Origin of the sequence: Streptomyces sp. DH41, assembly GCF_029813785.1 — a bacterium.
Lineage (GTDB): Bacteria > Actinomycetota > Actinomycetes > Streptomycetales > Streptomycetaceae > Streptomyces.
Genome location: NZ_JARVKY010000004.1, coordinates 375250 through 396588 on the forward strand (window position 1 = coordinate 375250; position 21339 = coordinate 396588).

At 72.3% G+C, this 21339-nt stretch carries 20 protein-coding genes; 15 read left to right on the forward strand and 5 right to left on the reverse strand.

Going from position 1 to position 21339, the window contains the following annotated elements:
- Positions 1-90: 90 nt before the first annotated feature.
- The 9 genes from QC283_RS10255 (at position 91) to QC283_RS10295 (ending at position 8757) form a co-directional block, all read left to right on the forward strand.
- The gene (locus QC283_RS10255; RefSeq protein ID WP_279561087.1) at positions 91-672 is read left to right on the forward strand and encodes a DUF488 domain-containing protein; all 582 of its coding nucleotides are present in this window, start codon (positions 91-93) and stop codon (positions 670-672) included.
- Positions 673-696: 24 nt separating this feature from the next.
- Positions 697-1665 (forward strand): hypothetical protein, encoded by a 969-nt coding sequence (locus QC283_RS10260; RefSeq protein ID WP_279561088.1) that lies wholly within the window; start codon positions 697-699, stop codon positions 1663-1665.
- 90 nt (positions 1666-1755) lie between these two features.
- Positions 1756-2094 (forward strand): SCO0607 family lipoprotein, encoded by a 339-nt coding sequence (locus QC283_RS10265; protein ID WP_443032578.1) that lies wholly within the window; start codon positions 1756-1758, stop codon positions 2092-2094.
- A 278-nt stretch (positions 2095-2372) separates the two neighbouring features.
- Positions 2373-3170 (forward strand): hypothetical protein, encoded by a 798-nt coding sequence (locus QC283_RS10270; protein ID WP_279561089.1) that lies wholly within the window; start codon positions 2373-2375, stop codon positions 3168-3170.
- A 94-nt stretch (positions 3171-3264) separates the two neighbouring features.
- Positions 3265-4128, forward strand: coding sequence for a DMT family transporter (locus tag QC283_RS10275; protein ID WP_279561090.1), 864 nt, complete (start codon positions 3265-3267; stop codon positions 4126-4128).
- Between the two features lie 124 nt (positions 4129-4252).
- Positions 4253-5002 carry a GntR family transcriptional regulator gene (locus QC283_RS10280; RefSeq protein WP_279561091.1) on the forward strand — a complete coding sequence of 250 codons (750 nt, stop codon included), beginning with the start codon at positions 4253-4255 and terminating at the stop codon, positions 5000-5002.
- Positions 5003-5044: 42 nt separating this feature from the next.
- A complete protein-coding gene (locus QC283_RS10285) occupies positions 5045-5809 on the forward strand; it encodes a sulfite exporter TauE/SafE family protein (RefSeq protein WP_279561092.1) in 765 nt (254 codons plus the stop codon).
- 178 nt (positions 5810-5987) lie between these two features.
- Entirely contained in the window at positions 5988-7442 is a 1455-nt protein-coding gene (locus QC283_RS10290; protein ID WP_279561162.1) for a basic amino acid/polyamine antiporter, read from the forward strand.
- A gap of 76 nt (positions 7443-7518) precedes the next feature.
- On the forward strand, positions 7519-8757 hold the full coding sequence (locus QC283_RS10295; protein WP_279561163.1) for an arginine deiminase: 1239 nt from the start codon (positions 7519-7521) through the stop codon (positions 8755-8757).
- Between the two features lie 61 nt (positions 8758-8818).
- Here the strand turns inward: QC283_RS10295 and QC283_RS10300 are convergent, their stop codons facing one another.
- On the reverse strand, positions 8819-9103 hold the full coding sequence (locus tag QC283_RS10300; RefSeq protein ID WP_279561093.1) for a hypothetical protein: 285 nt from the start codon (positions 9101-9103) through the stop codon (positions 8819-8821).
- A 300-nt stretch (positions 9104-9403) separates the two neighbouring features.
- On the opposite strand from QC283_RS10300, the gene QC283_RS10305 reads away from it, so the two are divergent.
- A complete protein-coding gene (locus QC283_RS10305; protein ID WP_279561094.1) occupies positions 9404-9868 on the forward strand; it encodes a hypothetical protein in 465 nt (154 codons plus the stop codon).
- 12 nt (positions 9869-9880) lie between these two features.
- Here QC283_RS10305 and QC283_RS10310 read toward each other — a convergent pair whose 3' ends face one another.
- Together QC283_RS10310 and QC283_RS10315 are read right to left on the reverse strand one after the other, a co-directional pair.
- Positions 9881-12256 carry a glycoside hydrolase family 65 protein gene (locus QC283_RS10310; protein ID WP_279561095.1) on the reverse strand — a complete coding sequence of 792 codons (2376 nt, stop codon included), beginning with the start codon at positions 12254-12256 and terminating at the stop codon, positions 9881-9883.
- Positions 12253-14643, reverse strand: coding sequence for a phosphoketolase family protein (locus tag QC283_RS10315; RefSeq protein WP_279561096.1), 2391 nt, complete (start codon positions 14641-14643; stop codon positions 12253-12255). The genes QC283_RS10310 and QC283_RS10315 overlap by 4 nt, the downstream gene beginning before the upstream one ends.
- Positions 14644-15070: 427 nt before the next feature.
- Between QC283_RS10315 and QC283_RS10320 the strand changes: the two genes are divergently transcribed.
- Positions 15071-16453 (forward strand): MBL fold metallo-hydrolase, encoded by a 1383-nt coding sequence (locus tag QC283_RS10320; RefSeq protein ID WP_279561097.1) that lies wholly within the window; start codon positions 15071-15073, stop codon positions 16451-16453.
- Positions 16450-17193, forward strand: a complete 744-nt coding sequence (locus QC283_RS10325; RefSeq protein WP_279561098.1) for a sulfite exporter TauE/SafE family protein — start codon at positions 16450-16452, stop codon at positions 17191-17193. The genes QC283_RS10320 and QC283_RS10325 overlap by 4 nt, the downstream gene beginning before the upstream one ends.
- A 13-nt stretch (positions 17194-17206) precedes the next feature.
- Here the strand turns inward: QC283_RS10325 and QC283_RS10330 are convergent, their stop codons facing one another.
- Positions 17207-17485 (reverse strand): metal-sensitive transcriptional regulator, encoded by a 279-nt coding sequence (locus QC283_RS10330; RefSeq protein ID WP_102930309.1) that lies wholly within the window; start codon positions 17483-17485, stop codon positions 17207-17209.
- A gap of 75 nt (positions 17486-17560) precedes the next feature.
- On the opposite strand from QC283_RS10330, the gene QC283_RS10335 reads away from it, so the two are divergent.
- The 3 genes from QC283_RS10335 to QC283_RS10345 all read left to right on the forward strand — a co-directional run bounded on the left by QC283_RS10335 (position 17561) and on the right by QC283_RS10345 (position 20550).
- Positions 17561-18145: a rhodanese-like domain-containing protein gene (locus QC283_RS10335; RefSeq protein ID WP_279561099.1), complete on the forward strand. Its 585-nt coding sequence runs from the start codon at positions 17561-17563 to the stop codon at positions 18143-18145.
- 112 nt (positions 18146-18257) lie between these two features.
- Positions 18258-18881: a TetR/AcrR family transcriptional regulator gene (locus QC283_RS10340; RefSeq protein WP_279561100.1), complete on the forward strand. Its 624-nt coding sequence runs from the start codon at positions 18258-18260 to the stop codon at positions 18879-18881.
- Between the two features lie 94 nt (positions 18882-18975).
- Positions 18976-20550 carry an MDR family MFS transporter gene (locus QC283_RS10345; RefSeq protein ID WP_443032583.1) on the forward strand — a complete coding sequence of 525 codons (1575 nt, stop codon included), beginning with the start codon at positions 18976-18978 and terminating at the stop codon, positions 20548-20550.
- Between the two features lie 153 nt (positions 20551-20703).
- Here QC283_RS10345 and QC283_RS10350 read toward each other — a convergent pair whose 3' ends face one another.
- Positions 20704-21231 carry a copper chaperone PCu(A)C gene (locus QC283_RS10350; protein WP_279561102.1) on the reverse strand — a complete coding sequence of 176 codons (528 nt, stop codon included), beginning with the start codon at positions 21229-21231 and terminating at the stop codon, positions 20704-20706.
- Positions 21232-21339: the final 108 nt, after the last annotated feature.

Consider the following 21339-nt stretch of genomic DNA (forward strand, 5'->3'; position numbering starts at 1 on the left):
CGCGCGCGCCGCGGTCCGAGGACGCGGCACACCGTCTCCGCGTCCGCGGTCAGGAGGTATGAGGGCGGGCAGCGGGGGGACTCCGACCACATGTCCCAGCCTCACCTGGTCACCTTCGGCCACGGCACCGCGGACCGCGCGGCGCTGGCCGCACTGCTGCGCGGTGCCGATGTCAGCGCCGTGGTCGACGTCAGGACGGCGCCCGGCAGCCGCCGCGATCCCGACCTGCTGCGGGAGCGGCTCGCCGGATGGCTGCCCGAGGAGGGGCTCACCTACCGGTGGGAGCAGCGTCTGGGCGGCTTCCGCAAGCCGGCTCCGGACTCACCCGACGTCGTCTGGCGCAACACCTCGTTCAGGGGGTACGCCGGCCACACCCGCTCGCGGGAGTTCGTCACCGCCATGGACGGGTTGCTGGCACAGGTGGCGCGGGAACGCACCGCGGTGATGTGCGGTGAAGCGGTGTGGTGGCGATGCCATCGACGCCTCATCGCCGACTTCGCCGTGCTGGCCCGTGACACCCCCGTGGACCACCTCATGCACGACGGCCGTCTGACACCCCACTCCCCCACCCCGGGTGCGCGGCTGCGCACGGACGGCCTTCTCGTCTACGACGACGAGGAGGAGGCGGCGGCGGCGGCGAAACCTGCCGCGTCCGGGTCGGGGCGTTCGTAGAGGTCGAGGCGGAGGCGGAGGACCATGCAGCGCGGACGCGGCGGGCACGGCCGGGAGACCGACGACCGGGACTTGGAGCCGGTCGAGTCCATCGAGTCGGTCGAGTCGGTCCTCGACCGGCTCTACACGGCGTCGCCGTCCGACTTCGTCTCCCGCCGGGGAGAACTCGCCGCGGTCGCCAGAACGGCCGGCCGGCCGGAGGACGCCCGACGTATCCGCGCCGCCCGCCGGCCAACGCTCGCGGCCTGGGCGGCGAACCTGCTGAGGCACTCCCGGCCGGAGGAGAGCGGTCGGTTCGTCGAACTGGGGCGGGCACTGCGCGAGGCACACCGCACGCTGGACGCCGACGGGCTCAGGGAACTCTCCGCGCAGCGCCGGCACATCGTCTCCGCCCTGTCCCGGCAGGCCGTCCAGCTCGCCCGCGAGGCCGGACACCAACTGTCACAAGGGGCACAGCGGGAGGTCGAGTCGACGCTGCGCGCGGTTCTCGCGGACCCGGACGCGTCCGAACAGTGGGCCGGCGGACGCCTGGAGAGCTCCCTCACCCCGCCGTCGGACTTCCCCTCGGGCACCGCCCCGGCCGAGCCCGCGCCGCGCGAACGGCCGACCCGGTCGCGATCTCCCCGCCCCTCGGGCACAACCGGGGCGGAGGACGAACTCGCCGAACGGCGCCGCAGGCGGCAGGAGGAACTCTCCCGGGCCGAGCAGGCGGCGGAGAGGGCCGCGCGGCGACTGCGTGACAGCCGCGCGGAGCAGGCGGACGCCGACGCGTCACTGCGGCGGGCCGAAGAGGAGCACGACCGGGCCCGCGAGGAGGTGTCCGGCGCGGAGCAGCGGCTGCGGCAGGCACACGAGGACCTCGACCGGACCGAGCGGGCACGGCGGGAAGCCGAGGAGCGGGGGCGTACCGCGGCGGACGCGCTGGCCCGGGCGGAGCGGGAGGCCGAGGAGACCTCACGCCAGGTGGCCCGTTCGACCGCCCGTGTCAGGTAGCACGGCCCATCCTCATGAGTACCCGTACTCATGAGGCGCTTCACTCGTCGGGGGAGGCTTGCCGTACCGCAGACACAGAGGGAGCCAACCGTGCGTATCACCAGCCGAGTTCACCGACCGTCGCCCGTGGGAGTCAACCGCGCGACACGGTCCGCGCTGGGCCTCGCCCTGACCTGTACGACGGCCGCCGCGGTCCTGGCCGGTTGCTCCATGGAGGAGGCGAGCTGCGGCGGAGGCGAGTACCCGGTCATGACCGTCGGCGGCACCGGCAGCGCGTGCGTACCGAACGGCGAGGAGCCGCCCGAGGGATACACCCGCTACCCGCGGGGCAAGGTCCCGGAGCATGTCGGCGACAAGTGGGACACCTACTGGCAGACACACACCGTCGACAAGGACGGAAAGGTCGTCGAGGTGCCCGACGGCGAGTGAGCGCGGGTGCGGGCGCGGAATGCGGGCGCTCCGAACACGCGCGCGAGGAACCCGCCGCGCATACCACGTTGACGGCCATACGTGGTATACCGGCCCGGCAGCAAACAGGGGAACAACAGGCGCCGTCCGTCCGTAGTATCTGTGTGTCAGCACAGCCGGTGGCAGTCTCGCATTCCCCGCTGCCGGGCGCCGTTCGGGCATGGTCCCCATGCCGCGCGCCTGATGTCCCGTAGTTCCTCACGAGCCTTCACGGCCGCGAATCGAGGAGAGTCAACACCATGTCCGAGAGCACGACGCAGACCGCCACCCAACTGGCGTCGCAGTACAGCGCCCAGGTGACCGATGACCTGGAGCGCAATGTCAAGGAGCAGGAGCGCATCAGCGCGGAGATCACCTCCGCGCAGCAGCAGTTGGCCGCGCTGCAGCACGACCACGCCCTGCTGGTGAACATGCAGCAGGCTCTCGGCATCGCCTCGCCGCCGGCCCAGCCCGCGACCGCGCCGGAGTCCGCCGCCACCGACGCGGCCACGGTGCCCGCTCCCCGTGAGGGCACCACCACGGAGCCGGCCGCCGGGAAGCGGACGCGGAGCAGGAAGACCGCCACCGCGTCCAAGCGCACCGCCGCCGCGAAGCCGGGCGCCAAGGCTGCCGCGAAGGCCGGTGCCAAGCCCGCCGCCGAGCCGGCCGCGAAGCCGTCCGCCAAGGCCGCCAAGACCGTCAAGGCCACCAAGAAGCCGACGGCGAAGAAGGAGTCGGCGCAGGCCACGTCCGCGGCCGACGCCTCGCCCGCGAAGCAGGCCGCCGACCGGCCCACGCTGGTCGAGTTGGTCCGGACCCACCTCGTCGAGCAGAGCGAGCCGCGCTCCGCCGCCGAGGTCACCACGGCGCTCGGTCAGGCCCACTCCGGACGCACCATCAAGACCACGGTCGTCCGCACCACACTCGAGGGCCTCGTCGCGAAGAACCAGGCCCAGCGCACCAAGCAGGGCACCTCGGTCTACTACACCGCCACCGACGCACCGGAGGCGAAGCAGGACGCCGGGACCCGGACGTCGTCCGCCCAGAGCGACAGCTGACGGCTGCCGCACCCGGCGCCACCGGTGGGTGACCTCGCCTTCCCTCGTCGCGGTACGGCGCGCGGTCGGAGGGAAACGGGGTGAGGATCGGTGGATGGGTGTTGTACTGCCGGTGCTCTTCGCACTCCTCGCCGCGTTCAGCAACGCGCTCGCCACCGTGCTCCAGCGGCGTGCCGCGCTGAGTGTGCCGCAGACCCAGGGCTTTCGCCCGGGGTTGATCCTCGATCTGTTGCGGCGGCCGGTCTGGATCGGCGGCATGCTGGCCGTGGTCGTGGCCGGTGTGGGGCAGGCGGTGGCTCTGGCGACGGGGCCGCTGTCACTCGTACAGCCGTTGTTCGTGCTGGAGCTTCCGCTGGCTCTGTTGCTGGCCTCGCTGATGACCGGCCGTCACCTGCCCCGCGGCATGTGGCTCGCCGTGGGCGGGGTGGTCGTCGGACTCGGTGTCGCGCTGGCGTCGGCCGCTCCGGACGCGGGCGAGGCCGACGTGCCACTCGATCGCTGGGTGCCCGCGCTGGCGGCAAGCGCCGGAGCGGCCGTACTGCTGGCCGCGGCCGGTCTGAAACGCCCCGTCGGCAAGGCCCGCGCCGGGTGCCTCGGCGCGTCCACCGCGGTGTGCTACGCCCTGACGGCCGCGCTGATGAAGGACTCCATGCGGGTGCTGGACACGGACGGCGTGGTCGGCTTCCTGACCGCCTGGCAGACCTACGGTTTCGCCGCGGCCGGCGTGTGTGCCGTGCTCCTGCTGGAGCACGCCATGCAGGGCGGTCCGCTCATCGCCTCCCAGCCCGCCCTCACCCTGGGGGACGCCACGGTGAGCCTCCTGCTCGGCGTCGTCCTCTACCGCGAGGACGTGCGCACCGGCTGGTGGGTCGTGCCGGAGTTGCTCGGCGTCGCCCTGATCGTCATGGGTGTCCTCACGCTCGCCCGGCGCGGCATCGACCTGCGCGACGGGCACTGAGCGCCGGGCGGGCCGGGTGGCGAAGCTCGCCGCACTCCCCATGACGTCGCAGGTCAGACGTTTCCGCAGGTCAAGCAAGGTGGCGTAACTTCGGCGAAACACGGGCCGGGTTAACGTGAGCGGCATGGACCACCACGTGGGACGGCCCCGCGCCGAGCGTGCCCGGCAACTGGCCGATGTGCTGCGTCAGCAGATCACCGACGACGGCTTCGCGGACGGCACCCTGCCGGACGAGCGGACCCTCGGCCGTCGGTTCGGCGCCTCCCGCAACGCCGTTCGGGACGCCCTGGCGCTGCTGCGCCGGGAAGGGCTGATCACCCGGCGGCGCGGGGTGGGGACCATGGTGGTGCTGTCGAAGTACGGTCACGGGCTGGACCGGCTGACCGGGCTGGCCGAGGAGCTGACCGGTCGCGGCACCGTGACCAACGAGGTGCGGGCCGCCGAGGAGGTGCCCGTACTGCCCGCCGCGATCGCCACCCGTCTGGACGTGCCGGCCGAATCGGGCGGTGTGTACGTGGAGCGGCTGCGATGGCTGGACGGGCTGCCGTTGTCGCTGGACACCAGCTATCTGACCGCCGACGTCGGCCGTGCCGTGCTCGCCGGCGACCTGGTGCGACGCGACGTGTTCGGTCTGATCGAGGAGGCCGCGGGCTCCCCTCTCGGACGTGCCGAGGTGGCGGTGCACGCGGTCACCGCCGACCCGGACACCGCGGCGCTGCTGCGGATCGAGCCGGGGGCGGCGGTCTTCGCCCTGGAACGGCTGACCCGGCTGGCGGACGGGCGGCCGGTGGACGCGGAGTCGATCCGCGTCCGCGCGGACCGCATGACCCTGCGCGCCACCCTGCACCGCGCCGGGACACGGACCACCGTCTGACCCGTTCCCGTCCGTACCGCGACATGTGAGAGGAGGCTTGTGGTGGCCGGGTCGAGCCTGCCCGTGCTGATCGCGCTCGGCCTGTTGGGACTGGTCGGCGGCATCGGCATCACGGCCGTCGGGCCGGGCGGTGTCCTGCCCACGATCGGTCTGTTCGCCCTGACCGGTCTGACGCCCGCGGAAGTGGCCGGGACGGCCATCGTCACCCATGTCGCCACCGGTGCGCTCGCCACCGCCGCCTACACCCGGTCCGGGCAGCTGCGCGAGCCCGGGACCCGGCACACGGCGCTGGTCCTGGCCGCGAGTGCCGTCGTCGGCACACCCCTGGGCGTCATGCTCAACTCGTTCGTGTCCGAGCGGGCGTTCGGTCTGGTGCTCGCGGTGTTCGTGGCGGGCGTGGCGGGACTGGTGTGGTTCCGGGAGCGGCACGGCCGGGACACGCCCAAGGCACATCCCCCGACGGCCCTCGTGGCCGTGCTGGGCTTCGCGGTGGCCGTCGCGGCCGGGGTCGTCGGCATCGGCGGACCGATGCTCACCGTGCCCCTGCTGGTCGCCCTCGGCGTGCCCGTACTGGAGTCCCTCGCCTCGGCCCAGGCCCAGTCCGTCGTCATCGCCGGCGTGGGGACGCTGGGGTACGTGGCGCACGGGGCCGTCGACTGGCCGCTGGCCGTGCTGGTCGGCGTGCCGGAGCTGGCCGGGGTGCTGCTCGGCTGGCGCATCGCGCACGCGCTGCCCACCCGGCACCTGAAGTTCGCCCTGATAGCGACGCTGTTCGCGCTCGCCCCGTACCTCGCTCTGCACGGCTGACCGGCCACCCGTCCGAGACCGCGAAAGGCGAAGGACGCAGGACGCAGGACGCAGGACGCAGGACGCAGGACGCAGGGCGCAGGGCGCAGGGCGCAGGGCGCGTCAAAGCGAACAAGATGCCTCAGGTCACCACATGATGCACAGTGGTCGCAATCGACCGGCGATCCAGAGGGACGGCATGCCGCAGGCCGCTACTTCCGACACCGGCGGGGAGTCCCCGCCGGCCGCCAAGCTGCCGCTGCTCACCCTGACGGCCATGGTCGTCGGGTCGATGGTGGGCGCCGGGGTGTTCTCGCTGCCGGGGCGGTTCGCCGAGGAGACCGGCGTCGCGGGGGCGCTGATCGCCTGGGCGATCGCCGGCACGGGCATGCTGATGCTGGCCTTCGTCTTCCAGTCCCTCGCCGTACGCAGGCCCGACCTCGACGCCGGTGTGTACGCGTACGCCAAGGCCGGCTTCGGTGAGTACCTGGGCTTCTTCGCCGCCTTCGGTTACTGGGCCAGCACGTGCGTGGGGAACGTGACGTACTGGGTCCTCATCATGTCGACCATCGGCTCGATCTGGCCGGAGCTCGGCGACGGCGACACCGCCCTGGCGGTCGTCCTGTCCTCGATCGGACTGTGGGCGTTCTTCTGGTTGATCCGGCGCGGTGTGAAGGAAGCGACGGCCATCAACAAGGCCGTCACGGTGGCCAAGCTCGTCCCCATCGTCATCTTCGTCGTCCTGGCCCTGGTGTACTTCCGGCCGAGTGTGTTCGCCGACAACTTCGGCGGCGCGGACTACGCCGGCTCCCTGTTCTCGCAGGTACGCGGCACCATGCTGGCCACCGTGTTCGTCTTCCTCGGTGTCGAGGGCGCCAGCGTCTACTCGCGGCACGCCAAGCGCCGGTCCGACGTGGGCAGGGCGACGGTGCTCGGCTTCCTCAGCGTGTTCGCCGTCTTCGCGTCGGTGACCATCGTGTCGTACGGCATCATGCCGATGGCGGAGATCGCCGGCCTGCGCCAGCCCTCCATGGCCGGCGCCCTGGAGGAGGCCGTCGGCACCTGGGGCAGGGTGTTCATCAGCGTCGGCCTGATCGTGTCGGTGCTGGGCGCCTATCTGGCCTGGACGCTGATGGCGGCGGAGGTGCTCTTCGTCGCGGCCAAGGACGACGACATGCCGCGCTTCCTGCGCCGTGCCAACGCGGTCGACGTGCCCGTGCCGGCGCTGCTGATGACCTCGCTGCTCACCCAGGTGGTCCTGATCGCCACCAGTTTCTCGGACGACGCCTTCAACTTCGCGCTCAACCTGACCAGCGCCCTCTCCCTGATCCCGTATCTGCTGGCGGCCGGGTTCGCGGTCCGGATCGGTGCCCGTGCCGACCCGCTGACGGCGGGCGGCCGGACTACCCGGCGCGAGCTGGCCGTCGGCGTCGTCGCGACGCTCTACACCGCGTTCCTGCTGTACGCGGCCGGTCTGAAGTTCGTTCTGGTCTCCTTCATCCTCTACGCCCCGGCGACCGTCCTGTTCGTGATGGCCCGCCGCGAGCAGGGCCGGCGGCTGTTCTCGCCCGGAGAACTCGTCGTCCTGGCCGTCTCGGTGGTCGGCGCGGTGGTCGGCCTCGTGGCCCTGGCGGCCGGCTGGATCAGCCTGTGAGCCGCGCCCTCTCTCGTTTCCAGACTCGTCCCGCATCGTCCAAGGAGGCCGTGTGAACAGCAACGAAAGCGCCGCGATGCCCGCGCTCGGCGTCCACTCGGAGGTCGGCAGACTGCGCAAGGTCCTGGTGTGTTCCCCCGGTCTCGCGCACCGGCGGCTCACCCCCACCAACTCCGACGACCTGCTCTTCGACGACGTGATGTGGGTGGAGAACGCCCAGCGCGACCACGCGGCGTTCGTCGGCGAGTTGCGCCGGCGCGGGGTGGAGGTGGTCGAGCTGCACGACCTGCTGGCGCGGATCATGGCGATCCCGGAGGCGAAGTCATGGCTCCTGGACCGGAAGATCGTCGCCAACCAGGTCGGTGTCGGTCTCATCGACGCGACCCGCGCCTACCTGGAGACCCTGTCGCCCAGGGAGCTCGCCGAGTACCTCGTCGGCGGGCTCGCCACCGGCGACCTGCCCGAGGACTTCCGCTCCCCGCACCTCACGCTCGCCCGCGAATCCACCGGTGCCCGCGAGTACCTGATGCCTCCGCTGCCCAACACCCTGTACACCCGGGACACCACCTGCTGGCTGTACGGCGGGCTCACCCTCAACCCGCTGTACTGGCCCGCGCGGCACGACGAGACCCTGCTGATGAAGGCGATCTACACCTTCCACCCCGACTTCAAGGGCTCGACGGTGTGGTGGGGCGACCCCGAACTCGACTGGGGCCAGGCCACCTTCGAGGGCGGTGACATCATGCCGGTGGGCAACGGTGTCGTGCTGATGGGCATGAGCGAGCGGACCTCGCGGCAGGCCATCACGCAGGTCGCCGCCGCGCTGTTCCGCAGCGGCGCCGCCGAGCACGTCGTCGTCGCCGGGATGCCGAAGCTGCGGTCCGCCATGCACCTGGACACGGTCTTCACCTTCGCCGACCGGGACGTGGTCACCCTCTACCCACGGATCATGGACGGGGTGCACACCTTCTCACTGCGCCCCGGCGACCGGGCACCCGGCTTCGACATCGTCGACGAGGGCACGACCCCCTTCGTCGACGTCGTCGCCAAGGCGCTCGGGCTGAACGCACTGCGGGTGGTGGAGACGGGCGGCGACGTCTACGCCTCCGAGCGCCAGCAGTGGGACAGCGGCAACAACGCCGTCGCGGTGGAACCCGGCGTGGTGTTCACGTACGACCGCAACACGCTCACCAACGCCCTGCTGCGCGAGGCCCGCGTCGAGGTCGTGACCATCGTGGGCGCGGAGCTGGGCCGGGGCCGGGGCGGAGGGCACTGCATGACCTGCCCTCTGGTGCGCGATCCCGTCGACTTCTGAGCAACCGGTGGTCACCCGATCGGACCGGTCGCGCCGATCGACCCGGCCGCCCCGCCACACGTCACCGGCAGAAGCCGTACGCCTGCTCCAGCCACCGGCGCAGTGCCGTGTGCACGCTGCCGGGGAGCTCGCTGAGCCGTTCGATGGCGTCCCGGTCGCCTGCGGAGGGCGCGATGCCCGCCGCGGTCAGGAGGGCGAGCAGGTCCAGGCGGCGCAGGTCGACGGGGTCGATACGGCGGGGGAGGCGTTCGGCGGGGTTGGGCGGCTGGAGCAGGAAGTCGCCCTGGACGTCGCGGGAACGCGAGCGCGTCGGGTCGGCGGCGGTCGGGGCAGTCATGGTGTGCATACCGCGGTCCTCCATGTGATGGGTCGCCGTTCTCGACGGCATGAGACACCGGGGCGGCGACGGCGGTTGCGGACCGGCCCGGCGACCACTCGGTGGATGCAATCGGCGTCTTGTCGCACGAACCGGCCCGGTACGGGCGCCGGCCGGCGGGCCTCCCCGTGCCGGCGCACCGGAACAGCGCCTGTCGAAGCTCCCCGACTCCGTGCGCTGCTCCGTACGAGTGGTGGGTTCCCGGACACGGCCGTACGGTCGGTACGGGGAAAGCGGAGCCAAGCGACCCCGAGACGGCCGGGAGCAGACATGGGCAGAAACCCGATGAGGGCAGCGGTCACGCTCTGTGCCGCCGCCGCGCTCGCGATACCTTTGGGCACGGCCTGGGCCGCACCGTCGGCGGAACAACCGACACAGCCCCCCGTCCAGCGGACACAGGACCCCGTGCTGGTCGACTGCGCCTGGCAGCCGGAGGTACGGCCCGGGTCGTTCCTGCTCGCCTGCGGGGACGGCAACAGCCGACTGGTCTCACTGCACTGGCTGCGCTGGGACGCGAACGCCGCGGTGGGCCGGGGCACCAACGCCATCAACGACTGCGACCCCTACTGCGCCGCGGGCACGTTCCACTCGTATCCCGTGACCGTCCGGCTGGACCAGCCGCGGACCTGGGAGAAGGACCCGGGAGAGCGGCACTACACCCGGATGACCCTGACCTACACCGACGGCAGGCCGGACGGGTCCCCCCGCGTGGTGACCTATCCGCTGTGGGCCTGACGGCCCCGGCGGTCAGTCCGTGAGGGCCAGCCGGCAGGCGTCGCCCGGCTGGAGTCGCACCGTGCGGTCCGGCAGCCGGACGTCGATCGGCAGGGGGCCGGACGAGGGCACGGCGATCTCCAGCCGGCCGTGCTCCAGCCGGACCCGCACGCCCCAGTGGCCCTGGTAGCGGATGGAGAACCCGTACGACGACAGTTCCGGCAACGGCACCGGGTCCAGCCACAGGGCGCCCGCGCGGGTCTCCAGTCCGGTCAGCCCGCGCTGGACGAGGTCGAGGGTGCCCGCCATGGCACCGAGGTGGATGCCCTCGCCGGTGGTGCCGCCCTGGAGATCGGCGACATCGCCCTTGAGCGCCTCCTGGCAGAACGCCCAGGCCTCGGCGCGGCGGGCCCGGGCCAGGATCCAGCCGTGGACGAGCCCGCTGAGGGTGGAGCCGTGGCTGGTGCGGGCCAGGTAGTGGTCGACGGTGCGCTGCCAGGTCCGCTCGTCCAGGTCGTAGCCCAGCCGCTCGAAGAGCGAGCGGAGTTCGGCCGGGGAGAAGAGGTAGCCCAGCATCAGCACGTCGGCCTGCTTGGAGGCCTGGTAGTTGTTGACACTGTCGTCCTCGGCCTCCAGGACACGGTCCAGGCGCCGGATGTCGCCGTACCGCTCGCGGTAGCCGGCCCAGTCGAGTTCGGCGAGGTCGCCGTACCCCTCGAACTGGCTGACGACACCGTCGTGGAAGGGGACGTGGAGGGTGCGTGAGACGCTCTCCCACTGTTCCAGTTCGCCGTCGTCCAGGGCGGTGCGCTCGACGAGTTCGCGGCGGCGTGGTTCGGGCAGGTCGGCCAGCACCTCCAGGGTGCGGGTCAGGACCCAGGCGGCGGTGACGTTGGTGTAGGCGTTGTCGTCGAGGCCCGGCTTCTCGGCGCCGGGGTAGGCCTCGTGGTACTCGTCGGGGCCGACGACGCCGCGGATGCGGTGACGTCCCAGGTGCTCGTCCCAGGTCGCGGAGTCCGCCCAGAAGCGCGCGATCTGCAGCAGCGTCTCGGCGCCCTTGGTGTGCAGGAACTCGGCGTCCCCGCTCGCCTCGCAGTACTGCCACACGTTGTACGCGATCGCCGACCCCACATGGTGCTGGAGGTGCGAGTGGTCCGGGAGCCAGCGGCCCGAGCGCGGGTTGAGGTGCAGTTGCTGGGTCTCCTCGCGTCCGTCGCTGCCGCTCTGCCACGGATACAGCGCGCCGCGCCTGCCGATCGCGCGGGCCGCGGCGCGGGCCCGGTCCAGGCGGCGGTGCCGGTAGTGGAGCAGCGCCCGGGACACCTCGGGGAAGTGCAGGTTGAGGTAGGGCAGGACGAACAGTTCGTCCCAGAAGACGTGTCCGCGGTAGGCCTCCCCGTGCAGTCCGCGCGCCGGTACGCCCACGTCGAGGTCGGCGGTGTGCGGGGAGAGGGTCTGCAGCACGTGGAAGAGGTGCAGGCGCAGGATGTCGCCCGCCTCACCGGGTACGTCGAGTTCGGCGCGGCGCCACAGCTGGCCCCAGGCCGTGCGCTGCGACACCAGCAGTTCGTCGAAGCCGGGGGCGTCGGCCACCCGGTCGACGGCGGCCTGCAGGGGGTCGCTGATCGCCGGGTCGCGTGAGGTGTGCAGGGCCACGATCTTGTCGACGGTGACGGTACGGCCCGGTTCCGCGCGCAGGGTCGTGCGCTGGGTGACGCGCAGATGTTCCCGGGCCGGGATGACGGGCGCGCCGGCCGTCGTGCGGGCCGCCATGCCGATCCGGATGTCCGAGGTGCGGGTGCGGCAGCGCAGCCACACCGTGCCGTCGTCGGCGTCACCGGTGTGCACGTGGGTCAGGTGGCGGCCCTCCAGGTCCCGGTAGCGCGGCACCCCGGAGTTGGTGACGCCGCCGTCCAGGGCCGCCTCCACGTCGAGGTCGGCCGCACCGGACTCGACCGTCAACTCCGTGCGCAGCGCGGCGAGGTGGGGATCGGCCATGTGCACCATGCGCAGTTGGCGCACGGACAGCACGCGTCCTTGGCCGATCCCGAAGTGGGTGCGGCGCTCCAGCACGCCCGAGTCCAGGTGGACGGTCTGCCGGTGGTCGAGCACCTCTGCGGTGTCCGGCGTGAGCCAGTCCCCTCCGTCGACTCTGAAGCGCAGCGGCAGCCAGTTGGGGAGGTTGACCATGTCCTCGTTCTCGACCTCGCGGCCGGCGACGGTGGAGGTGAGCCGGTTGTAGCAGCCGGCCACGTAGGTGCCCGGGTAGTGCACGTCGTCCGCGGCGCACTCGGGCAGCGCGCCGCGGGTGGCGAAGTAGCCGTTGCCGAGTGCGCACAGGGACTCGCGCAGCCGCTCGTCCGCGGGGTCGTAGTGGTCGTAGTCCCAGGTCGAGGGTGTCGCGGTCACTTCGAGCCCTCCCACGACCAGTCGGCGACCTCGGGCAGGTCCACTCCGTGTTCGCGGATCCAGTCGTGGTGGCGCAGCCGGGCGTCCTCCATCCGCTGCCGTACGGCCGCCGCGCGCACGGCGAGGCCGGGCACCCGGTCGATGACGTCCATGACCAGGCGGTAGCGGTCCATGTCGTTGCCCACCACCATGTCGAAGGGTGTGGTGGTGGTCCCGATCTCCTTGTAGCCGCGCACGTGCAGATGGGCGTGGCCGGTGCGCCGGTAGGCGAGCCGGTGGATCAGCCAGGGGTACCCGTGGTAGGCGAAGACGACCGGCCTGTCGGCGGTGAACAGGCCGTCGTACTCGAAGTCGCTCATGCCGTGCGGGTGTTCCCCGCTGGGCAGCAGCCGGGCGATGTCGACGACGTTGACGACACGTACGGCGAGTTCGGGCAGGTGGCGGCGGACGAGCTGGGCGGCGGCCAGCACCTCCTGGGTCGGGACGTCGCCCGCGCAGGCGAGCACCACGTCGGGTTCGCGGGTGCCGTCCTCGGTGCCGGCCCAGTCCCAGATGCCGGCGCCGCGCGCGCAGTGCGTCCTCGCCTGTTCCATGGACAGCCAGTCGAAGCAGGGCTGCTTGCCGGCGACGATCACGTTGACGTAGTCGCGGCTGCGCAGGGCGTGGTCGGCGACGGAGAGCAGGGTGTTGGCGTCCGGCGGCAGGTAGACCCGTACGGCCTCGGGGCTCTTGTTGAGGATGTGGTCGACGAAGCCGGGGTCCTGGTGGGAGAAGCCGTTGTGGTCCTGGCGCCACACGTGTGAGGTGAGCAGGTAGTTGAGGGAGGCGATGGGGGCGCGCCAGGGCAGTCGGCGGGTCACCCGCAGCCATTTGACGTGCTGGTTGACCATCGAGTCGACGATGTGGACGAAGGCCTCGTAGCAGGAGAACAGTCCGTGCCGGCCGGTGAGGAGGTAGCCCTCCAGCCAGCCCTGGCAGGTGTGTTCGGAGAGGATCTCCATCACGCGGCCGTGCCGGTCGAGGTTCTCGTCGACGGGCAGCGTCCGTTCCTGCCAGGCCTTGCCGCTGGCGGCGTAGACGGCCTGGAGGCGGTTGGAGGCGGTCTCGTCGGGGCCGACGAGGCGGAAGTCGCGCCGTTCGGCGGTGGCGTCCATGACATCGCGGAGCAGGTCGCCGAGGACCCGGGTGGGTTCGTGCATGCTCGCGCCGGGTTCGTCGACGGGGACGGCGTACTTTTCCAGTGGCGGCAGCGGCAGCTCGCGCAGCAGGAGTCCGCCGTTGGCGAAGGGGCTGGCCCCCAGGCGGCGCGGACCCTCGGGGACGGCGGCCAGGACGGCGGGACGCGGTGCTCCGGCGTCGTCGAACAGTTCCCCGGGGCGATACGAGCGCAGCCACCGCTCCAGCTGCCTCAGGTGTTCCGGGTCGGTCCGTACGGCAGACAGCGGGACCTGGTGGGCGCGCCAGGTGTTCTCCACGGGCAGGCCGTCGACCTCGGCCGGGCCGGTCCAGCCCTTGGGGGTGCGCAGTACGATCATCGGCCAGCGGGGGCGGTCGGTGGCACCCTCCTCGCGGGCGGCCCGCTGGATCGTGGCGATGCGGTCCAGGGCGGTGTCCATGGCGTGGGCCATCGCGCGGTGGACGGCGGCCGGCTCGTCGCCGGTGACGTGGATCGGGTCGTGACCGTAGCCCCGCAGAAGTTCGTCGAGTTCCGCCTCGGGGAGGCGGGCGAGCACCGTCGGGTTGGCGATCTTGTAGCCGTTGAGGTGCAGGACCGGCAGGACGGCGCCGTCGCCCACGGGGTCGAGGAACTTGTTGGAGTGCCAGGACGTCGCCAGCGGCCCCGTCTCCGCCTCTCCGTCGCCGATCACGCAGGCGACCACCAGGCCGGGGTGGTCGAAGGCGGCTCCGTAGGCGTGCGAGAGCGCGTAGCCGAGCTCGCCGCCCTCGTGGATGGAGCCCGGCGTCTCGGGCGCGACATGGCTCGGCACGCCGCCGGGGAACGAGAACTGCTTGAACAGCCGGGCCATCCCGGCCCCGTCCCGGGTGATGTCCGGATAGGTCTCGGTGTACGAGCCCTCCAGCCACGAGTTCGCCAGCACGGCGGGCCCTCCGTGGCCGGGGCCCCAGACGCACAGGGCGTCGAGGTCACGGGCCTTGATGACCCGGTTGAGGTGGGTGTGCACCAGGTTGAGGCCGGGAGAGGTGCCCCAGTGGCCGAGCAGGCGGGGCTTGACGTGCTCGGGGCGCAGCGGCTCGGTCAGCAGGGGGTTGGCCATCAGGTAGATCTGGCCGACGGAGAGGTAGTTCGCGGCGCGCCAGTGGGCGTCCAGGCCGGCGAGCTCATCGTCCGTGAGCCCGGGGGGCGCCTGCTGGGTGTCGACGGACATCGGGGGTCCTTTCCGTGTCGGGACAGCGGTCGGGCCGCGCGGGCACAGGGGTACCCGTACACATCCCAACCCTGCGCGGACCGGTCGGGTACCCGACAGGACCGTTCGGGTCACGTCGGTCTCCGCACGGAGGCGATGCCGAAGACGGAGGCGATGCCGGAGAGGGGTGCTGCCCGAGGGGCGAGCGACGGCGAGCAGCACGGCCGCCACCGGCGCCGACCCCGGTGCCGACCGTGCTGCCGCACCGTGTACCCCAACTTCCGGCCGACACGCAGGAGTTGCCCAACCCCTCGCCCGGCCTCTCCCCGGTGGGGCGGAACGGTCCCGTGCGGTAGCGCCCCACCCCCCTGACAGGAATACCCCCCTGGGTATATCTGTTACGGTGGGAAGAAATACCCTGGGGGGTAATTGGGAAGGAGAGTGCGCCGTGTTCTTTGTCGACGTCCTGGAGACCGAGGGACTGGGCAACCGCAGCTATCTGGCGGGCGGCACCCGCTCGGCCGTGGTCGTGGACCCGCCGCGGGACATCGACCGCGTCATCGCCGAGGCCGCGCGGCGCGGGGTGCGGATCACCGCCGTCGCCGAGACCCATGTGCACAACGACTACGTCACCGGCGGTCTGGAGCTCGCCCGTCTCACCGGCGCGCGCTACCTGGTGCCGGCCGGGGCGGAGGTGGCGTACGCGCGCGTGGCGGTGGCCGACGGGGACGTGGAGCCTCTCGACGAGGAGCTGGAGCTGCGCGCGGTGGCCACGCCCGGCCACACCCCGCACCACACCTCGTACGTCCTCCAGGAGGCGGGGCGGGCGGTGGCCGCCTTCACCGGCGGCTCGCTGCTGATCGGCACCGTGGGCCGCCCCGACCTCGTGGAGCCGCGGCTGACCGAGGAGCTCGCCCGCGCGCAGCACGCCTCCGCGCACCGTCTCGCGGACCAGCTGGAGGACCGGGTGGCCGTACTGCCCACGCACGGTTTCGGCAGTTTCTGCTCCTCCGCCGCGTCCGGTGGCGAGCAGAGCACCATCGGCGCCGAGAAGGCGGCCAATCCGGCGCTCGTCCAGGACGCGGAGACCTTCGTCCGGGAACTGCTGGCGGGACTGGACGACGTGCCCGCCTACTACGCGCACATGGGCCCGGTGAACGCCGACGGCCCCGCTCCGGTGGACCTGACCGAGCCCCGGCGGGCCGACGCGGACCAGATCGCCCGGCGGCTGGCCGCCGGTGAGTGGGTCGTGGACCTGCGCGGGCGGGTGGCCTTCGCCGCCGGTCACGTCGCCGGATCGTTCAACTTCGAGGTCGACGGACAGCTCGCGACCTATCTGGCGTGGATGATCCCGTGGGGCAAGCCGGTGACACTGCTCGCGCACAGTGCACAGGACCTCGCCCGCGCCCAGCGGGAGCTGGCCCGGGTGGGCATCGACCGGCCGGCCGCGGCGGCGGTCGGCTCCCCCGCCGACTGGGTCACGGACGGGCACCGCCCGGCCTCGTTCCGGCGCGCCACCTTCGCCGAGCTGGCCACGGCGCGCCACGGCGGTGAGGACCCGGTGGTCCTCGACGTACGCCGGGACAGCGAGCGCGCGGAAGGCTGGGTCGAGGGCAGCGTGCACCTTCCGGTCCACGAGATCCACCGGCGGCTGGACGAGGTTCCGCCGGGCACCGTGTGGGTGCACTGCGCGGGCGGCATGCGCGCGGCCGTCGCCGCGTCCGTGCTGGACGCCGCCGGACGCGAGGTGGTCGCGGTCGACGACGGTTTCACGGCGGCGGCCGACGCCGGTCTGCCGCTCGTCACCCCCTCGGGCGGCGCCGCAGCATGACTCCGCTGGTCCTCGCCCTGCTCGCCGGTGCCGCGGCCGGTCTGTCCCTGGGCGCGCTGGGGGCGGGCGGCAGCATCCTCACCGTGCCCGCGCTCATCTATCTGCTGGGTTTCACCCCGGCCGCGGCGACCACCGCGAGCCTGGTCGTCGTGATCGTCACTTCGGTCACCGCGCTGGTGGCCCATGCCCGGGCCGGGGCGGTGCGCTGGCGGGCCGGGCTGCTGTTCGCGGCGGCCGGTCTGCTGCCCGCCGCAGCGGCCGGCGCCCTGTCCGCGCGCGTCCCCGAGGCGGTGCTGACGCTGGTGTTCGCGGCGCTGGCCGCGCTGGCGGGCCTGCACATGCTGCGCCGCCGGGCGCCGCGCGAGGGCGGCACGGTGTCGGGTGTCCGGGCCGCGGGGGCCGGAGCCGGGCTGGGTGCGGTGACCGGGTTCCTGGGGGTCGGCGGCGGCTTCCTGGCGGTCCCCGCGCTGGTGACGGTGCTGGCCGTGCCGATGGGCGCGGCGGTGGGCACGAGCCTGCTGGTCGTCATGGCCAACGCGCTGGTGGCCCTCGCGGCCCGGGCGTACACCGCCGTACACCTGGACCTCACGCTGCTCCTGCCGTTCCTGGCCACCGCCGTCCTGGGCGCGTGGGACGGCAGGCGACTGGCGGCGAAGGTCTCCGCCGCCACGCTGCGGCGCGTCTTCGGCTCCGTACTGCTCGCCGTCGCCGTGGCGATGGGCGCCACGGCGCTGCTGTGAGCGGCCCGGCCGGTCAGGCCAGCGAGAGGAACAGCTTCTCGAGTCGGGCCCGCATCTGCGCGGAGTCCCGCACCTCGGGGTCCTCGCTGGTCATGCACTGCTGCAGCCCCGTGGCGATGATCGAGAAACCGGCCCGGTCCAGGGCCCGGGAGACGGCGGCGAGCTGCGTGACCACGTCCTCGCAGTCGCGCCCCTCCTCGATCATCCGGATGACTCCCGCGAGCTGTCCCTGAGCGCGCCGCAGCCGGTTGAGCGCCGACTTCAGCTCGTCGGCCGACATGTCGAGTTCCACGCCTGCTCCTCCACATAGCCCACATTGTCCCGGATACCCCTGTGGGTATCTTACCAACGAGAAAGGTTCCCTTCCGTGATCACCTCCACCGCTCCGGCCACCACCCTGAGCACCGACCAGGCCGTGGGCCGCCTCGGCGAGTTCACCGTCGTCGACGTCCGCTCCCCCAGCGAGTACGCCGGCGGGCATCTCCCCGGCGCGCACAACGTTCCCCTGGACCGGCTCGACGAGGCCATCGGCGCCCTGACGGCGGCCGCCGCGCGCGGGCCGCTGCTGCTGGTGTGCGCCTCCGGGGCCAGGTCCGCCAAGGGCCGCGCGCGACTCGCGGCGCGCGGCGTCGAGGCGGCCACTCTCGAGGGCGGCACGGGCGCCTGGGCGGCGGCCGGTCATCCGGTCGAGCGTCAGGCCGGCGCCCGCACTCCGTGGCCCATGGACCGGCAGGTGCGCCTGGCCGCCGGGTCGCTCGTCGCCGCCGGGTTCCTGGCGGGCCGCGTCTGGCGCCGCGCGCACTGGCTGTCCGGCGCGGTCGGCGCGGGCCTGGTCTTCTCCGGGGTGACCAACACCTGCGGCATGGCCGCCGTACTGGCGAGGCTCCCGCACAACCGGCCCGCCGGGGACGCCGTCCCGTTCGAGGAGACGCTGGCGCGGCTGGCGGCCTGAGCCGGGCCACCGTGTGACGGCGGGCGCCGAACCCTTCGAGGATCGGCGCCCGCCGCCGGTTCCGGAACCGGCGGCGGGCGCGGATTTTGCACGGCGTGCATCTTTGCATACCATGCAACTTATGTTGGAGAAGGGCGCCGCGGGGGGCGGCTTGCGGGAGCGGAAGAAGCGGGCCACGCGTGCCGCTCTCGCCGAGGCCGCGGTACGTCTCGCCGCGGAACACGGGGCGGAGAAGGTCACCGTCGAGGCGATCAGCGCCGCGGCCGGGGTGTCGGTGCGAACCTTCTTCAACTACTTCGACACCCGCGACGACGCGTTCGTCGTCATCGACGCGGACGCGGGCGCACGCATCCGGTGTGCCGTACTCGAGGCACCGGCCGATCTCTCGCCGCTGGAAGCCCTGCGCGGGGCCCTCGCGGCGGAATTCGCCGAGGCGGAGCAGGACCACGAACTGTGGCGGCTGCACGCCGAAGTGCTGCACGCCTCACCCCACCTTCTGGCGCGCGGCGTCGGGGCGCACATGGCGGCGGAGGCCAACCTGGCCGAAGCCATCGCCGAACGCCTCCACGGCGCCGGCGGCGGCCTCTACCCGCGACTGCTGGCCTCGGTGGCTCACGCCGCGGTGCGCACCAGCATGGACCACTGGTCCGCCCACCAGGATGAAGCCGCCTTCCTCGACATCTTCCACGAGGCGTTCACCCTCCTCGTCGCCGGCCTTCCGGCACCTCCCGCGTAGCCTCCGCGCCGGGCTCTCGCGACCACATCAGACCACCACCGAAAGAGATGCCGTGACCGCATCCCAGGCGCCCGCCGACGCGCCTCCCACCGCCATGAACCAACGGCAGATACTCCAGGCCATGTCCGGCCTGATGGCCGGCATGTTCGTCGCCATCCTGGCCGGCACCGTCGTCTCCAACGCGCTGCCCACGATCATCGCCGACCTGGGCGCCAGCCAGTCCTCCTACACCTGGGTCGTCACCTCCGAACTGCTGGCGATGACCGCGACGGTGCCCCTGTGGGGCAAGCTGTCCGACCTCTTCAACAAGAAGCTGCTGCTGCAGCTCTCGCTGGCCATGTTCGTGGTCGGCTCGCTGCTGGCCGGCTTCTCCCAGGGCGTCGAACTGCTGATCTTCAGCCGGGTCGTGCAGGGCATCGGCGCGGGTGGTCTGACCGCCCTCGCACAGGTCGTGATGGCCTCCGTCATCCCGCCCCGCCAGCTGGGCAAGTACGCCGGCATCTTCGGTGCCGTCTTCGCCGTGGGCACCGTGGCCGGTCCGCTCATCGGCGGTGTCCTGGTGGACACCTCGTGGCTGGGCTGGCGCTGGTGCTTCTTCATCGGCGTGCCGTTCGCGCTGCTCGCCATCGCGCTGCTGCAGCGCACGCTGCGACTGCCGTCGACCAAGCGCCAGGTGCGGATCGACTGGCTCGGCGCCTTCCTGATCGTCGCCGGTGTCTGCGCGCTGCTCATCTGGGTGTCGCTGGCCGGCAACGAGTTCGACTGGGCGTCCTGGCAGACCGGTGCCCTCGCGGGCGGCGGCGTGCTGCTGCTGGTCGCCGCGGTCTTCGTCGAGGCCCGTACCCCCGAGCCGGTCATCCCGCTCGACATCTTCCGCAACCGCACGGTCACGCTGACCACCGTCGCCAGCCTCCTGGTCGGTGTCGCCATGTTCGGCGGGACCGTCTTCCTCTCGCAGTACTTCCAGATCTCCCTGGGCAAGTCGCCGACCATCGCGGGGCTGATGAGCCTGCCGATGATCCTCGGCCTGCTGGTGTCGTCCACCGTCGCCGGACAGGTGATCAGCCGGACCGGCAAGTGGAAGCGGTACCTGGTGGCGGGTGCGGCCCTGATGGCCATCGGTCTCGCGCTGCTCGCCACGATCGACGCGAAGACGCACTTCGGTCTGCTCAGCCTCTACATGGCGATCATGGGCGTCGGCGTCGGCATGCTGATGCAGAACCTGGTGCTGGCCGCCCAGAACGACGTGGCCGCCGCGGACCTGGGCGCCGCGACCTCCGTGCTGTCCTTCTTCCGCAGCATGGGCGGCACCATCGGTGTCAGCGTCCTCGGCGCGATCCTCGCCAACCGGGTCGCCAGTGAGACGGCCAAGGGGCTCAGCGACGCGGGCGTCACCGTGCCCGGCGGTGAGGGCTCGGGCGGACACAGCGTCCCGGACATGTCCACGCTGCCCGCACCGATGCGGACCATCGTCGAGCACGCCTACGGTGTCGCCACGGCCGATCTGTTCCTCGTCGCCACGCCGTTCGCGCTGCTGGCGGTGGTGGCCGTCGTGTTCATCAAGGAGAAGCCGCTGAAGACCACCAGCGGCATGGAGCGCCTCGCCGAGGAGTCCGGCGAAGCCGCCGCGGCGCCGGCCGACAAGGGCCCGGCCGCGCCGGTCGGCTGAGCCACCGGCGTACACCACGCGCACACCCCGAAGGGGCTGCCCACCATCCTCGGTGGGCAGCCCCTTCGGGGTCTCGCGCACCGCCTCGGCCGCGGACCACCACGATCGAACCGGCCAGGCGTCATACACACACCCGTGCGAGGGACGGCGGGGTCACTCGCTGGGGGAAGGGCTGGAGTCGTAGACGGGGACCTGCGACTGGATGTTGAACGTGACGGAACCGGCCTTCTCGAACTTCAGCGTGATCTTCATGAAGTCACCGCCGCGGACGACCTCCCGCACGTCCCGCAGGAGCAGGTGGTCGTCGGTCGGCTCCAGCTGACGGAGCTTGTTCGGCGGCAGTTCCACCCCGTCCGGCAGGGTCTTGCCGTCCGCGTTCACGATGCTCACGGATTCCGCGTCGGGGCTGCTCGCGCCCACCAGCCGGTCGGTCTTGTCACCTTCGTTCATCAGCCAGACGTAGGCCGGCACGTCGTCACCGGGTTGCCAAGGGTCCTCCTTGGGCTCCGCCACGTGGGCGTAGCGGATCAGGACGGGACCGACGCTCGCGTTCTGGCCCGGCGCGTGCCAGTCCTCGGTTTCGAAGCTGTCGTCCCCGCCGCATCCGCTCAGGGCCAGGGCGGCCGCGGCCAGCACGGCGGCGGCGGCGGAACGAGCGGTTCTCCCACGGATGAGCACCACGGCGCCTCCAGTGCAGGGTCCGGTGTCCGCGTCCGGGTTGCCCCGGCGCCGGGGAGCAAACAGACGGTGATACGGCAGGCCGGGCGGCGTGGGAGGGTGGGGCTCCGG